This window comes from Brevibacillus borstelensis (assembly GCF_037834415.1).
In the GTDB taxonomy this organism is placed as follows: domain Bacteria; phylum Bacillota; class Bacilli; order Brevibacillales; family Brevibacillaceae; genus Brevibacillus; species Brevibacillus borstelensis_A.
Genome location: NZ_JAUMSJ010000003.1, coordinates 154,793 through 168,373, shown reverse-complemented (window position 1 = coordinate 168,373; position 13,581 = coordinate 154,793). Strand labels below are relative to the sequence as shown.

Annotated in this window: 12 protein-coding genes; 10 read left to right on the top strand and 2 right to left on the bottom strand. The window is 56.4% G+C overall.

Features of this window, described 5'->3' with window-relative positions; translation table 11 throughout:
• The first annotated feature begins 118 nt into the window (after positions 1 to 118).
• The 10 genes from Q3F21_RS04390 to Q3F21_RS04345 all read left to right on the top strand — a co-directional run bounded on the left by Q3F21_RS04390 (position 119) and on the right by Q3F21_RS04345 (position 12,143).
• A complete protein-coding gene (locus tag Q3F21_RS04390; RefSeq protein ID WP_340250252.1) occupies positions 119 to 1,474 on the top strand; it encodes a solute carrier family 23 protein in 1,356 nt (451 codons plus the stop codon).
• Positions 1,475 to 1,664: 190 nt separating this feature from the next.
• Positions 1,665 to 2,609, top strand: a complete 945-nt coding sequence (locus tag Q3F21_RS04385) for an aspartate carbamoyltransferase catalytic subunit (RefSeq protein WP_340250251.1) — start codon at positions 1,665 to 1,667, stop codon at positions 2,607 to 2,609.
• The gene (locus tag Q3F21_RS04380; protein ID WP_340250250.1) at positions 2,579 to 3,862 is read left to right on the top strand and encodes a dihydroorotase; all 1,284 of its coding nucleotides are present in this window, start codon (positions 2,579 to 2,581) and stop codon (positions 3,860 to 3,862) included. Before Q3F21_RS04385 ends, Q3F21_RS04380 begins: the two co-directional genes overlap by 31 nt.
• 12 nt (positions 3,863 to 3,874) lie before the next feature.
• Complete coding sequence (locus Q3F21_RS04375) at positions 3,875 to 4,972, top strand: carbamoyl phosphate synthase small subunit (RefSeq protein WP_340250249.1); 1,098 nt, start codon at positions 3,875 to 3,877, stop codon at positions 4,970 to 4,972.
• Positions 4,956 to 8,168, top strand: coding sequence for a carbamoyl-phosphate synthase large subunit (gene carB, locus Q3F21_RS04370; protein ID WP_340250248.1), 3,213 nt, complete (start codon positions 4,956 to 4,958; stop codon positions 8,166 to 8,168). Before Q3F21_RS04375 ends, carB begins: the two co-directional genes overlap by 17 nt.
• Positions 8,169 to 8,186: 18 nt before the next feature.
• On the top strand, positions 8,187 to 8,954 hold the full coding sequence (gene pyrF, locus Q3F21_RS04365; RefSeq protein WP_425341210.1) for an orotidine-5'-phosphate decarboxylase: 768 nt from the start codon (positions 8,187 to 8,189) through the stop codon (positions 8,952 to 8,954).
• A gap of 22 nt (positions 8,955 to 8,976) precedes the next feature.
• Positions 8,977 to 9,621: an orotate phosphoribosyltransferase gene (pyrE, locus tag Q3F21_RS04360; RefSeq protein WP_425341209.1), complete on the top strand. Its 645-nt coding sequence runs from the start codon at positions 8,977 to 8,979 to the stop codon at positions 9,619 to 9,621.
• A gap of 228 nt (positions 9,622 to 9,849) precedes the next feature.
• Complete coding sequence (nfsA, locus tag Q3F21_RS04355) at positions 9,850 to 10,590, top strand: oxygen-insensitive NADPH nitroreductase (RefSeq protein ID WP_340250247.1); 741 nt, start codon at positions 9,850 to 9,852, stop codon at positions 10,588 to 10,590.
• 232 nt (positions 10,591 to 10,822) lie between these two features.
• The gene (locus Q3F21_RS04350; RefSeq protein WP_340250246.1) at positions 10,823 to 11,275 is read left to right on the top strand and encodes a hypothetical protein; all 453 of its coding nucleotides are present in this window, start codon (positions 10,823 to 10,825) and stop codon (positions 11,273 to 11,275) included.
• Positions 11,256 to 12,143 carry a tetratricopeptide repeat protein gene (locus tag Q3F21_RS04345; RefSeq protein ID WP_340250245.1) on the top strand — a complete coding sequence of 296 codons (888 nt, stop codon included), beginning with the start codon at positions 11,256 to 11,258 and terminating at the stop codon, positions 12,141 to 12,143. The genes Q3F21_RS04350 and Q3F21_RS04345 overlap by 20 nt, the downstream gene beginning before the upstream one ends.
• Here the strand turns inward: Q3F21_RS04345 and Q3F21_RS04340 are convergent.
• Both Q3F21_RS04340 and Q3F21_RS04335 read right to left on the bottom strand, forming a co-directional pair.
• Positions 12,134 to 12,748 (bottom strand): YdcF family protein, encoded by a 615-nt coding sequence (locus tag Q3F21_RS04340; protein ID WP_340250244.1) that lies wholly within the window; start codon positions 12,746 to 12,748, stop codon positions 12,134 to 12,136. The two genes, Q3F21_RS04345 and Q3F21_RS04340, sit on opposite strands and share 10 nt — an antisense overlap.
• Before the next feature lie 111 nt (positions 12,749 to 12,859).
• Complete coding sequence (locus Q3F21_RS04335) at positions 12,860 to 13,477, bottom strand: TetR/AcrR family transcriptional regulator (protein WP_340250243.1); 618 nt, start codon at positions 13,475 to 13,477, stop codon at positions 12,860 to 12,862.
• Positions 13,478 to 13,581: the final 104 nt, after the last annotated feature.

The following is a 13,581-nucleotide window of genomic DNA, read 5'->3' as shown; positions in this document are numbered from 1 at the left end:
TGCAAAGAGGTACTTGCTTCCCGTCTCCCAACGGAAGGAGTATGCCTCTTTGCGCCTGCGCAAAGAGGTTTTTTATTGGACAGAATCGTTATATACGTAGTACAGGGGGTTTTAGAAAATGAGCCAAAAAAACTTTGTCGATGTGCATGAAACGCCGCCGATCTCCAGGCTTCTGCCGCTCAGCATTCAGCACCTGTTTGCCATGTTTGGCTCGACCGTACTGGTGCCGATTTTGACGGGGCTGGACGTGGCGACCGCACTGTTTACCAGCGGGATCGGGACGCTCCTGTTCCTCTGGATCACCAAAGGAAAGATACCGAATTACCTCGGTTCCTCGTTTGCCTTCATCGGTCCGATCATCACGGTAAGCAAAGCTTACGGAGTCGGCACTGCGCTGCTCGGCTGTCTGCTCTCCGGCCTCGTTTACATCATCGTGGCGGCCATCGTCAAAAAAGCGGGCGTCAAGTGGCTGGACCGGGTCCTGCCGCCGGTCGTGATCGCTTCGGTCATCGTCGTGATCGGACTGAGCTTGTCTGTCGTCGCTGTCGATATGGCGACCAAAGTGACGGTGGACGGACAGTCGCAGCTATCGTTGACCTCTATCGAGATTTCGCTCGTCACGATGATTGTGACAATTCTTGCGGCAGTGATGCTGCGCGGATTTTTCGCCCTGATTCCGATCTTGATCGGGATCATCGCAGGATATGTGTACACCTTGCTGCGCCATCCAGATTTGATCGACCTGAACAAAGTGGCCGAAGCAAAATGGTTTGTGCGCTTTGGAGAAATGTTTACGGATCACTTCAAATTCGGCGAAGTCGCCGCTGTGATCGGGAGTCCTTCCGCCTGGGTCGCCGCACTGATCATCGCGCCGGTCGCGTTCGTGACACTGGCGGAGCACTTGGGCCATCTGCTCGTGACGAGCAAGGTCATGGACCGCGACCTGATGAAAGACCCCGGGTTGCACCGCAGCCTTTTGGGTGACGGGATCGCGACCTCGCTCGCCGCTTTCATCGGCGGACCGCCAGCGACGACCTACGGCGAAAATATCGGGGTTCTCGCGATCACCCGGGTGTACAGCCGCGTTGTGATCGGACTGGCTGCCGTTTGCGCCATCCTGTTCGCCTTCGTCGGCAAAATCAGCACGCTTTTGATGACGATCCCTACACCGGTGCTCGGCGGTGTCTCCATTATCCTGTTCGGAATCATCGCTGCCCAAGGCTTGCGCATGTTCGTAGAAAACAAAGTGGACTTTGCCAACAAGCGCAACATGATCATTTCCGCCGCGATCCTCGTAACCGGGATCGGCGGCTACAAAATAAGCTTCGAAGGCGCTACCTTCTGGCAGGCATTCCTGCACAATCTGACGATTGACAACATCGCCTTCGCTACCTTCCTCGGGATCATCCTGCACGTGATCCTGCCTGGGAAAGAGTCGGCGATGGGGGAAGCTCACCGCGAAGCGCAATCCTGACACGTTCCAAGTTCCTTTAACGCAAGTCCCGTGAGGCTGGCAAGGAAGTAGGGCGCTGTTTGCCCTGCTTGTCGAACGAAGCGAAAAGCTTCTTGCCTATGCCTGCCTCACGCGGCAGCTCGGCAAGAAGCTTTTTTTGCACACATCTACAAACGGTTTGGAGAAATCGGAAATAACGGAGGGGTTCGAGATGAGTAACATGCGGCATCTGACAGGCATCAAGGATTTGTCCAAGGAAGCGATCAGCAGCCTTTTGGAGCGTGCGGATTTCTGGGCAAAGAGACCGGGAGAACAATCGGAGGTTTTACGAGGACGCTTCGTCGCCAACCTGTTCTTTGAAGCGAGTACGCGGACCAGATTCTCTTTTGAGGTAGCCCAGAAGCGGCTCGGTGCCCATGTGCTGAACTTCATACCGGAGACCTCCTCCACGGTAAAAGGGGAAACGATCCTGGATACGGTTCGAACGCTGGAAGCGATGGGCGTGGAAGCGGCTGTCATCCGGACTCGCAAGGACGGATTGTTCGAAGAGCTGGCAGATCGGGTGGAGCTCCAGCTGATCAACGCAGGAGACGGTACGAACGAACACCCGACGCAGTGCCTGCTCGATTTGCTGACCATGCAGCAGCAATTTGGCAAAATCGAAGGGTTGAGTGTCGCAATCATCGGCGATTTGCGACACAGCCGCGTGCTCGGTTCGCATCTGCGCGCCCTGCCGAAAATGGGAGCGCAGCTGCTGCTCGCGGGACCATCCAGCATGATGCCGCAACCCCAGCTTGTACCTGGCGGGGTCAAAATCGTCGAAATCGACGAAGCAGTCAAGACGGCTGATGTGGTCATGATGCTCCGCGTCCAACTGGAGCGGCACACGTCTTCGCTGTTCATCTCCAAGGAAGAGTATCACCAGGCGCACGGCCTCACCCTGGAGAGAGCCCGCATGATGAAGCCGGGAGCGGTGATTATGCACCCTGCCCCGGTGAACCGCGGAGTGGAGATTCACACGGATCTGGTCGACTGCGAGCGGTCGCTGATCCACAAACAGGTGACAAACGGCGTAGCGGCACGCATGGCCGTCATGGAAACATTACTGAAAGGGAGCGAAGCGAAATGGGAATCATCCTTGGCAACGGCAAACTGATCAATCGGACTGGAGAGCTGGTCCCGGCCGAAGTGCTGGTCACTGACGGACGGATCGCGGCGATTTCGGAGAGGATCGACAGAGACGGACACGAGTGGATCGATTGCAAAGGAGGCCTCATTTCCGCCGGCTTCATCGATGTGCACGTTCACCTTCGCGAGCCGGGTCTGGAACAGAAGGAAACGATCGCGACAGGCGCAAACGCGGCTGTGCGAGGCGGATTTACGACCATCGCCTGCATGCCGAATACCCGTCCCTCCATCGACAGCGTGGAGACAGTCCGCTACATCCTCGATAAGTCGCGCGATGCCGGTACCGCCCGCGTCCTGCCTTACGGCGCGATTACGATCCGCCAGCTGGGCAAGGAGCTGACCGATTTTGCCGGATTGAAAGAAGCGGGGATTTTTGCTCTCACAGACGACGGCGTAGGGGTGCAATCGGCCGGCATGATGAAAAAAGCGATGCAGGAAGCGACAGCCTTGGGCCTCTCCATCGTGGCCCACTGCGAGGACGACACGCTCCTGCCTCCGGGCGGCGCGCTGCACGACGGAGTTGTGGCCGCCCGCCACGGACTGCCCGGAATCCCGTCGGAGTCCGAGTCGATCCATGTGGGACGCGACATTCTGCTTGCTGAACAGACAGGCGTACACTATCACGTCTGCCACATCAGCGCCAAGGAATCCGTGCGGCTGGTTCGCGACGGAAAACGCTCCGGAGTCAACGTCACCTGCGAGGTAACGCCGCATCATCTGCTTCTGTGCGATGAAGACATTCCAGAAGATTTGAACACGAACTGGAAAATGAATCCGCCGCTGAGGTCCCGGGACGACCGGGCGGCGCTGATCGCGGGTCTGAAGGATGGCACGATCGACATCATCGCGACGGATCACGCCCCGCATACGGCAGAGGAAAAAGCAAACGGGCTGGAACGCGCGCCCTTTGGCATCGTCGGTCTGGAGACCGCCTTTCCGCTGCTGTACACAAACCTCGTTCTGACGGGAGAGCTTACGTTAAAACAATTGGTCGATTTTCTCACGGTAAAACCGGCTGACTGCTTCCAGCTGCCATACGGACGCCTGGAAATCGAAGCGCCGGCCGACCTGACTGTGATTGATCTGGATACGGAAAAAGAAGTGAATCCGGAGACGTTTGCGAGCAAAGGCAAAAACACGCCGTTTGCCGGATGGAAATGCAAGGGATGGCCTGTCGTAACCCTGGTGGAAGGCAAGATCGTATACCGCGAACAGAAATAAGGAGGAGCGAAGATGCGAGCGAGACTGATTTTGGAAGACGGAACGGAATGCGTCGGCACGGCGTTTGGAAAAGTGACGGAGACCCACGGTGAAGTGGTGTTCAACACGGGCCTTACGGGTTATCAGGAGGTCTTGTCTGATCCTTCCTACTGTGGACAAATCGTGACGATGACCTACCCGCTGATCGGAAACTACGGGATCAACCGCGATGACTTCGAAGCCGTTCGCCCGTACATTCACGGATTCGTGGTCAGAGAGCACTGCGACGAACCGAGCAATTGGCGAAACACCAGCACACTCGACGAACTGCTCAAAGCGTACGACATTCCGGGAATCGCCGGCGTGGACACGCGGATGCTGACTCGCAAAATCCGGTACCACGGGACGATGAAAGGACTCATCACTACGAGCGACGCTCCGCTTTCCGAACTGCTGGGTTCGCTGCGCAGCGCTCCGCTCATGACCGATCAGGTGGCCCGCGTGTCAACCAAAAGCGTATTCAGCTGTCCGGGAACGGGACATCGCGTGGTGCTGGTCGATTTCGGCGCAAAGCACGGCATCCTGCGCGAGCTGACCAAGCGTCAGTGCGACGTGGTCGTCGTTCCTTACAACGTGACAGCCGCGGAAATTCGCCGCTTGCAGCCGGACGGAATCCTGCTCTCCAACGGTCCCGGCGATCCGAAAGACGTCCCGCAGGCGATTCGGATGATCAGCGAAATACTCGGAGAATACCCGGTCTTCGGAATTTGTCTGGGCCACCAGCTGTTCGCGCTCGCCTCGGGAGCGGACACGATGAAGATGAAATTCGGACATCGCGGAGGCAATCATCCGGTCAAGGAACTAGCCACGGGACGCACGTATATCACCTCGCAAAACCACAGCTATGCAGTGAAGGAAGAGTCGATCGCGGGCACGGGTCTTACGGTTACGCATACGGCTCTCAATGACGGAACAGTGGAAGGGCTGAGCTTTGCCGCAAAGCGGGCTTTCTCGGTCCAGTACCATCCGGAGGCAGCGCCGGGCCCGTACGACTCGGGTTATCTGTTCGACCGCTTTATCGAGATGATGGAAAATGCCAAGGAGGAGAGTTCGCATGCCAAAACACGCTGATTTGAAAAAAATCCTGGTCATCGGTTCCGGGCCCATCGTAATCGGGCAGGCGGCAGAGTTTGACTATGCGGGTACGCAGGCTTGCCAGGCTCTGAAAGAGGAGGGTATGGAGGTTGTGCTGATCAACTCCAACCCGGCCACCATCATGACGGATACCAACATGGCAGACAAGGTGTATATCGAGCCGATCACGCTGGAGTTTGTTACCCGTGTCATCCGGCAGGAAAAGCCGGACGGCCTCTTGCCGACGCTCGGCGGACAGACCGGCCTGAACATGGCGGTAGCCCTTGCGGAAGCAGGGGTGCTGGAAGCGGAAAACGTCAAGCTCCTCGGCACCAATCTGGATTCCATCAAACAAGCGGAAGACCGCGAGCTTTTCCGCGCGCTGATGAAGGAGCTCGGCGAGCCTGTGCCGGATTCGACGATCGTCAGCACGGTCGAGGAGGCTGTCGATTTTGCTAACGAGATCGGCTATCCGATCATCGTCCGTCCGGCCTACACGCTGGGAGGCACCGGCGGAGGCATTTGCGGGGACGAGGAGAGCCTTCGCGAGATTGTCGCCAGCGGTTTGAAATACTCGCCGATTACGCAATGCCTGATCGAGAAAAGCATCGCCGGCATGAAGGAAATCGAGTACGAAGTGATGCGCGACGCCAATGACAACTGCATCGTGGTCTGCAATATGGAAAATATCGACCCGGTAGGCGTGCATACGGGAGATTCCATCGTCGTCGCTCCCAGCCAGACGTTGTCGGACCGCGAGTACCAAATGCTCCGCTCTTCTGCGCTGAACATCATTCGCGCGCTGGGCATCGAAGGCGGCTGCAATGTGCAGTATGCGCTTGACCCGTACAGCTTCCAGTATTACGTGATCGAGGTAAACCCGCGCGTCAGCCGTTCTTCGGCACTGGCCTCCAAAGCGACCGGCTATCCGATCGCCAAGATGGCGGCAAAGATCGCGATCGGCTACACCCTGGATGAGCTGCGCAATCCGGTTACCGGACAAACGTACGCTTGTTTCGAGCCGACACTCGACTATGTCGTGAGCAAAATCCCGCGCTGGCCGTTTGACAAGTTTCAGTCGGCCAACCGCAAGCTGGGAACCCAGATGAAAGCGACGGGAGAAGTGATGGCGATCGGGCGGACGTTCGAGGAATCGATCATGAAGGCGATCCGGTCGCTGGAAGTGGGAACGTATCACCTGGAGATAAAAGGCGCATCGGCGATTGACGAGGAGGAGCTGACTGCTCGCCTGATCTTTGCCGACGACGAGCGGCTGTTTCTGCTGGCTGAGGCGCTGCGCCGGGGATGGAGCCTCGAGAGGCTTCACGAGCTGACCAAAATCGACTTCTTCTTCCTGCACAAATTCCACAAGCTGGTGGCTTTTGAAACGGAGCTGGCTCAAGGGTTGAATGAAGAAAAGCTGTACCAGGCAAAGCGCCTCGGATTTACGGACAGGAAAATCGCCGAGCTTGCGGGCCAAACCGAAGACGCTGTTCGCGCTCTCAGAAAGCAGCACGGGTTTACGCCAGTCTTTAAAATGGTGGACACCTGCGCGGCTGAGTTTGAGGCGCAAACGCCTTACTACTACTCCAGCTACGAAGTAGAGGATGAGCGCATCGAGACCGGCAAAAAGCGGGTAATCGTGCTGGGCTCGGGTCCGATCCGCATCGGACAGGGGATCGAGTTTGACTACGCGACCGTGCACGCTGTATGGGCGCTGCAGGAAGCGGGCTACGAAGCGGTCATCATCAACAACAACCCGGAGACGGTCTCCACCGACTTCAACACATCGGACCGGCTCTACTTTGAACCGCTGTACATCGAAGACGTGATGAACATCATCGATGCAGAGAAGCCGGAAGGCGTGATCGTCCAGTTCGGCGGTCAGACAGCGATCAATCTGGCAGACAAGCTGGCGGCACAGGGGATCAAAATTCTGGGCACCAGCCTGGAGAACATTGACGCGGCAGAAAACCGGGAGAAGTTCGAAGCTCTCCTGCGCAATCTGAACATCGCCCAGCCGCCCGGAAAGACGGTCACCTCGGTGCAAGAGGCGGTCGTGGCAGCAAAGCAGCTCGGCTTCCCGGTACTGGTACGCCCCTCTTACGTGCTGGGGGGACGCGCGATGGAGATTGTCTACAACAATGACGAGCTGCTGGAGTACATGGAAAAGGCCGTAAAGGTAAACCCTGACCACCCGGTGCTGGTCGACCGCTACATGGTAGGCACGGAAGCGGAAGTCGACGGGATCTGTGACGGCGAAAACGTCCTGATCCCGGGAATTATGGAGCACATCGAACGCGCTGGGGTCCACTCCGGTGACTCTATCGCGGTCTATCCGCCGCAGTCTCTGACAGACGCCATCAAGCAGGAATTGATCGAGATGACGACCAAGCTGGCGCGTGCGCTGCAAATCAAGGGATTGCTCAACATCCAGTTTGTCATCTACAAAAACCGGCCGTACGTGATCGAAGTCAATCCGAGATCGTCGAGAACCGTGCCGTTTCTCTCCAAAGTAACCGGCATTCCGATGGCCAATATCGCGACAAAGGCAATCCTCGGCCACTCGATCGTGGAGCAAGGCTTTACACCAGGCTACCATCCGGAAGAAGCGATGGTTTCGGTCAAAGTGCCTGTCTTCTCCTTCGCCAAGCTGCGCCGGGTGGACATCACGCTCGGACCGGAGATGAAATCGACAGGGGAAGTCATGGGGCGTGAAAGCACACTGGCCAAAGCGCTTTACAAAGGGCTGGTGGCTGCGGGCATGAACATCCCGACTCACGGCTCCCTGCTGGTTACCGTGGCCGACAAGGATAAAGAGGAAGCGCTGGAGATCGTCAAACGCTTCCGCATGCTCGGGTTCAAACTGCTGGCAACGGCAGGGACGGCTGACTATCTGGAGCAGGCAGGCCTCCCTGTCACCCGCGTAAACAAATTGTCAGAGGGCACCCCCAACCTCTTGGACATGATTCACCGAGGGGAAGCCAATATCGTCCTGAACACTCTGACAAAAGGGAAGACGCCGCAGCGTGACGGATTCCGCATCAGGCGCGAAGCGGTGGAAAACGGAGCGGTATGTCTCACCTCGCTGGATACGGCGACGGCTCTGCTGCACGTACTGGAGACGATCACCTTCTCTACGGAGGCGATGCCTGCGCAGCGCTCGGGCGCTCAAGTCGCGGTAACCATGTAAGGGAAAAGATGAGCTTGAATGAAACGGGATAGAAAAGAGGAGAGCAGTGTGCAATCACAACCAACAGATGTTCGCGAGCGGATGATCGTAGCGCTGGATTTTTCCACTGTGGATGAAGTGAAACAATGTCTGGACCGACTGGATGGACGGGTTCGCTATGTCAAGGTGGGAATGGAGCTGGCGTACGCTGAAGGTCCGGCAATCGTTCACTTTCTGAAAGAGAAGGGCCTCAAAGTTTTCCTCGACTTGAAGGTGCACGACATTCCCAACACGGCCAAAGGAGCGATGAGAAGCCTGGCCCGTCACGGGGTGGACATGGTCAACGTCCATGCCGCTGGCGGTACGCTGATGATGGCGGCAGCGCGGGAAGGTCTGGAGCAGGGAACGCCGGCGGGTGCTTCCCGCCCGTTGTTGATCGCTGTCACAATGCTGACATCCACGGGGAAAGCGACGATGAACCAGGAGTTGGCTATTCCCGGGAACGTCGAGGATGTGGTCGCTCACTACGCCATGATGACGAAGCAAGCGGGCTTGGACGGGGTCGTCGCCTCTCCTCTGGAGGTCCCCATGATCAAACAGGCGGCAGGCAGCTCGTTTATCACCGTGACCCCGGGGATACGCCCGCTTGGCTCGGATAAAGGCGACCAGACACGCATCACGACACCGGAGAAAGCCTTTCAGCTAGGCAGCGACTACCTGGTCATCGGCCGGGCGGTCACGGGCGCTCCGGACCCGGCGGAAGCATGGGAGAGCATTGTGCAAGAGGCCGAAGCGGCACGTATCTAACGCGCATGGGGGAGGAAGAACAATGATGACAAATACAACCACTGCCAAGGAAATCGCGGGAAAACTGCTGGAGATCGGTGCCGTGCATCTGCGGCCGGATCAACCGTTCACCTGGACGTCGGGGATCAAGTCTCCGATTTATTGCGACAACCGGATCACGATGTCCCATCCGTCTGTTCGCCGCCAAATCGCGCAGGCTTTTGCCAAAGTGATCCGCGAGCAGTACCCGCAAGCGGAAGTGATCGCGGGAACGGCGACCGCAGGCATCCCGCATGCCGCATGGGTGGCGGAAATTCTTGATCTGCCGATGATCTATGTACGGGATAAGGCGAAAGGACACGGCCGTCAAAATCAAATCGAGGGAGCCCTCGCCAAAGGTCAAAAAGTAGTCGTCATCGAAGACTTGATCTCGACAGGCGGAAGCTCGCTGAAAGCTGCCCAGGCTGTATTGGAGGAAGGCGCCGAAGTGCTTGGCGTGATCGCGATTTTCAGCTACCAATTCCCCGACGCTGCAGCCCTGTTTGCGGAGGCAGGCATTGGCGTGACCACCTTGTCCAACTATACGGCATTGCTGGAAGCCGCCAGAGAGAACGGAGTCATAACAGCTGAACAGGAAGCGATCCTCGCCGATTGGCGAAAATCGCCGAGAACCTTTTTCGCTTCCTGATCCTGCGGAAGCCAAAGATGCTGAGCGCAAGTAAGCTTCGTACGTCGATACTCGCACTTGTTCAAAAAAGCTGCGGATTTTTTTCCGCGGCTTTTTTGCCGTTCTGACGAAAAGTGGGGCTGACAAGCTATAATAGTGGTATCAGGTTTCTTGGGAAAACGAGTCCGCAAGCCAAATGGGATGAAAAACTTGATTCTAACAGTCGTTACCAACTGAAGGAGGCATACGATGCAGACAGATGTAACCAGATTGATCCAATCGCACCGCTCCATCCGCAAGTACATAGACAAACCGATCCCGGAAGAAGTGCTGGAGGATGTTTTGGCGTGCGCCCAGTGGGCCCCATCCTCGCACAACGTGCAAGCCTACAGCATCATTGTCGTTCGCTCTGCGGAGAAGAAAAAACAGCTGGCCCAGCTTTGCGGAGGACAGAAATGGGTAGAGACCTGCCCTGTCTTTCTGGTGTTCTGCGCTGATTTTTATCGGTTGAAGCTGACCTGTGACATGCGTGGAACCGAGCTTTTGGCGGATGAGGTGGAAAATATGCTGGTAGCGGCGGTCGATACGGCGTTGGCGGCGGAAAACGCTCTGGTCGCCGCGCGTTCCCACGGTCTGGGCGGAGTGATGATCGGCGGGATCCGCAACCAGCCGGAGGATGTTGCCCGCCTGCTCCAGCTGCCTGAACTCACCGCGCCGATCATGGGGATGTGCCTGGGATATCCCGATCAGGATGTGGAGCAAAAGCCGAGACTGCCCCAGCGCGCGGTCATCCACGAAGAGGAGTATCGGACGGAACACTTGCCGGCAGCGCTGGAGGAGTACGAAGCGATTTCCGCCGAATATTACAGCCGCAGAACAAAGGGAGAGCTTACGGAAGGCTGGACCAGGCAGATGGCCGACTATTTGAAGAAACCGCGTCGCCAGCATCTGGGCGACTTTTTAAGGCAGCAGGGATTTCCTTTGAAATAGGACAAATGACAAGGCGCCACGGACAAGAGAGGCGATGATCTCCAGCAGCGGATTATGGACGCGAAGCGGGAGGAGTCTTATTGACCGCCTGACAGAAGAGCTTCAGCGCAGAAAGTGCCCAAAGTCTCGTAGACTCAGACGGGGCACTTTTTTTGTTTTTCAATTCTTGACAATACTTGGTATGCTAGTAAGATTAGTGGTGTTTTCACAATCGGGATTGGAGTGACAATTGTTGAACCGGGAGCTTTTACAGCCTTCTTTGAAGAATGGAGAGATACGTGTAACCAAGTCCTACGACATTGATCGTTTTTTTTATCTTGGCTTTTTCGGCGGCGTGCTGCCCGTCATGATTCTGGGTACGAGAAATGCGATCTGGCTGCGATGCAGCAAGCAAATGATCGCCATCCTGCTCGGAGTCAGTTTGCTTCTCTGCACATTGAAGCTCGGTTACGTCGCCTGGACGGGAGCCGAAAGCGTAGCGCTTATTTCGCGCATCATGGGCGTCGCGCTGGCAGCTATCTATCGATACGCGCAACGCAAGCGCTACAAGCTGCATTCCGTGATCAACGGCGAGGACAAACCGATCTTTGCGTGGGGACTGCTTGCCGTGGTGGCGGGAATCATATTCGACAGTTGGCTGGTGACGATGGGGAAGGGGATTCACGATGTCTTTGATCAGGGATGAGAACAACGTTGCCTGGCAGGAAGCCATGCATTTGTACCAGATGGGGCGCTATGAACAGGCAAAGGAGAAATTCATGCCGTTTTTGGCGAGGAGTCAGGAAGACGGTCAGCTGCTGTTCTTCGTGGCCTATTGCTCATTTAAACTGGACCAACTGGACGAAGCCGAGACGTTTGCCCGCGAGGCTTTGCGCGTCGGCTACTTCGGGGAAGAGGTATACTCGCTCCTCGGCATCATTTGCAAGGCAAAGGGAGCGTACGCCGAAGCGGAAGAATTCTTTCTGACCGGCCTGTCACACAATCCGCAGGACGGCGATTTGCTGGCCCAGTACGCGTACTTGATGCTGGTCACCGGCTACGAGGAAAAGGCGAAGCTGTTGATGGCCGAAGCCATGCGGATCGATCCGGAAAGCGAAGTCGTCCTGCACTACCACTACCATTTTTTGCGGGCGTACGATGAGGTCGAGGCACAGCAGGAAACGATCCGAAAGTACAATGAAATCGCCGGAAGCGATGTTGACAAGCTGCTGAAAATGGGCCTGGCCGCCCTGGATCGGGGACATTATCGGGAAGCCCGAGAGTGTTACCGGCAGGCCTATTTGATGGACCCCGGCAATAAACAGCTCTTGCAAGCGATCGAAGAAATCGACGAGATCATCCACCCGGTCTTTTTGCCCAATCGGCTGCTGCACAAAACAGGTGGGCCGGTCATCTGGTGGATTTGTTTCATTGGAGCTTTGTTTCTATGCAGCAGACTAGACTGGAACACGGCTGGGGAAATTCTCGCGATGGTCTACATTCCTTTCTGCATTTACACATGGGTTTCTCCGCTTATTTACCGGGGAGTGCGAAAATTGGGCGGCTATCGGTAAAGCCCCAGCCATCTGATCGGCTTGTTCGCTTGATAGCCGAGGTAATAGAAGAGCTCGCGAAGAAAAAAAGGAGCCTTTGTTTTTAGACTCTGATAGGCTGATGTGGGGGTTGGCGAGGAGTATGCTTCCATCCCCAGGTCGTGGGCCATGGCCATAGAGCGTTTCATGTGCAGCGGGTCGCTGACTATCGTGAAGCTGTGCCAGTTTGCGGACCGGGCAACCTCAAGGGCGTAGGAAAGGTTCTCTTCCGTAATGGTGGAACGGTCCTCCGCGAGGATGTCCGCAGGATGTACCCCATGCTTGATGGCGTAGTCGCGGGCCACCTCCGATTCCGCCTCGGGGCTGTCCGCGCTCTTGCCGCCTGTAAACAGGATTCCTCCTACATACCCGTTTTGGTAGAGCCAAATGGCGTGATCGATCCGTTCCCGAAAAACAGGGGAAGGCTGCGAATCCCAGACGGCTGCTCCGAGGACGAGGGCCGCATCTGTTTTCCCCCAATGGCGGACAGAGGCAAAGGACCAGATGCTGTAGGCTGCGTGCAAAACGATGATCGACAAAAGCAGCGAAAACAACAGGAAAAATCGGGTGATTCGCTTCCTTTTCATGAATAACCCCCAATGAAAATGGAAAAACGTCAAGCCGGGCAATAATACAAAGTGCCGGAAAAAAGAGACTTGTCCGTCAGCAACCGGACCGCAAGTCTCTTTTTGCGCTGCTTATGAATACAATCCGCCCGTGTAGATGGCCGCCAATGTTTTCGCGATCTCATCCAGCGGAGCCTGATGATCGCTCCGAACGATTTCCCAGAGGTACATTTCATGCGAGTAAAACCAGCCGCGTGCGACCAGTTCCGGCATCAGTCCGGTGCGCGCCAAGCCGTGCTGCTGGGAATAGGCGATGTCCTGGGCAATTCTGTTGATAAAACGCTCCCGAATTTCGGCCCATTTTTGCTGTGCGGAGACCGAGACGCCGATCGCCTCACCGAACACCCGGAGCATTTTGCGCTCAGACTCAGCCATGCGTAAAAATGCGGTCGTCTGCTGCAAGATGAGCTGCTCGGCTTCCGCGCGGGAGGCGGGGGTAAAGGGCTGCTCCGCGATGCTGTAAAATGCCGTCATCACGTCCTCCATCAGGACAATGAGGAGGTCATCCTTGCCTGTAAAGTGGACATAGGCAGTGCCGTAGCCTGTTTTTGCCCGCTTGATGATCTGGGAGATGGTCGCTTTGTGGAAGCCTTCCTCGCGAAATACTTCCTTGGCTGCTTCCAGCAGCTTGAGCCGCGTCTGCAGCGAACGTAAATGGCGGCCATCCGTTACAATCTTTGTCTCTTCCACTGCCCGGCTCCTCCTTTATCTACTAGGATACAGGGAAAAATGGGAAAAAGGAAGGGAGACAGCGTTTGCAGTCGTTCATTTCTAAATATTGACACTATGTCAAC

Excerpts from the sequence above, each read along its gene's own strand:
- nfsA (WP_340250247.1), top strand. The coding sequence starts at position 9,850 with ATGCAGACAGATGTAACCAGATTGATCCAATCGCACCGCTCCATCCGC.
- pyrE (WP_425341209.1), top strand. The coding sequence starts at position 8,977 with ATGATGACAAATACAACCACTGCCAAGGAAATCGCGGGAAAACTGCTG.
- Q3F21_RS04380 (WP_340250250.1), top strand. The coding sequence starts at position 2,579 with ATGGGAATCATCCTTGGCAACGGCAAACTGATCAATCGGACTGGAGAG.
- Q3F21_RS04345 (WP_340250245.1), top strand. The coding sequence starts at position 11,256 with ATGTCTTTGATCAGGGATGAGAACAACGTTGCCTGGCAGGAAGCCATG.
- pyrF (WP_425341210.1), top strand. The coding sequence starts at position 8,187 with ATGAAACGGGATAGAAAAGAGGAGAGCAGTGTGCAATCACAACCAACA.
- Q3F21_RS04375 (WP_340250249.1), top strand. The coding sequence starts at position 3,875 with ATGCGAGCGAGACTGATTTTGGAAGACGGAACGGAATGCGTCGGCACG.
- Q3F21_RS04340 (WP_340250244.1), bottom strand. The coding sequence starts at position 12,748 with ATGAAAAGGAAGCGAATCACCCGATTTTTCCTGTTGTTTTCGCTGCTT.
- Q3F21_RS04390 (WP_340250252.1), top strand. The coding sequence starts at position 119 with ATGAGCCAAAAAAACTTTGTCGATGTGCATGAAACGCCGCCGATCTCC.
- Q3F21_RS04385 (WP_340250251.1), top strand. The coding sequence starts at position 1,665 with ATGAGTAACATGCGGCATCTGACAGGCATCAAGGATTTGTCCAAGGAA.
- carB (WP_340250248.1), top strand. The coding sequence starts at position 4,956 with ATGCCAAAACACGCTGATTTGAAAAAAATCCTGGTCATCGGTTCCGGG.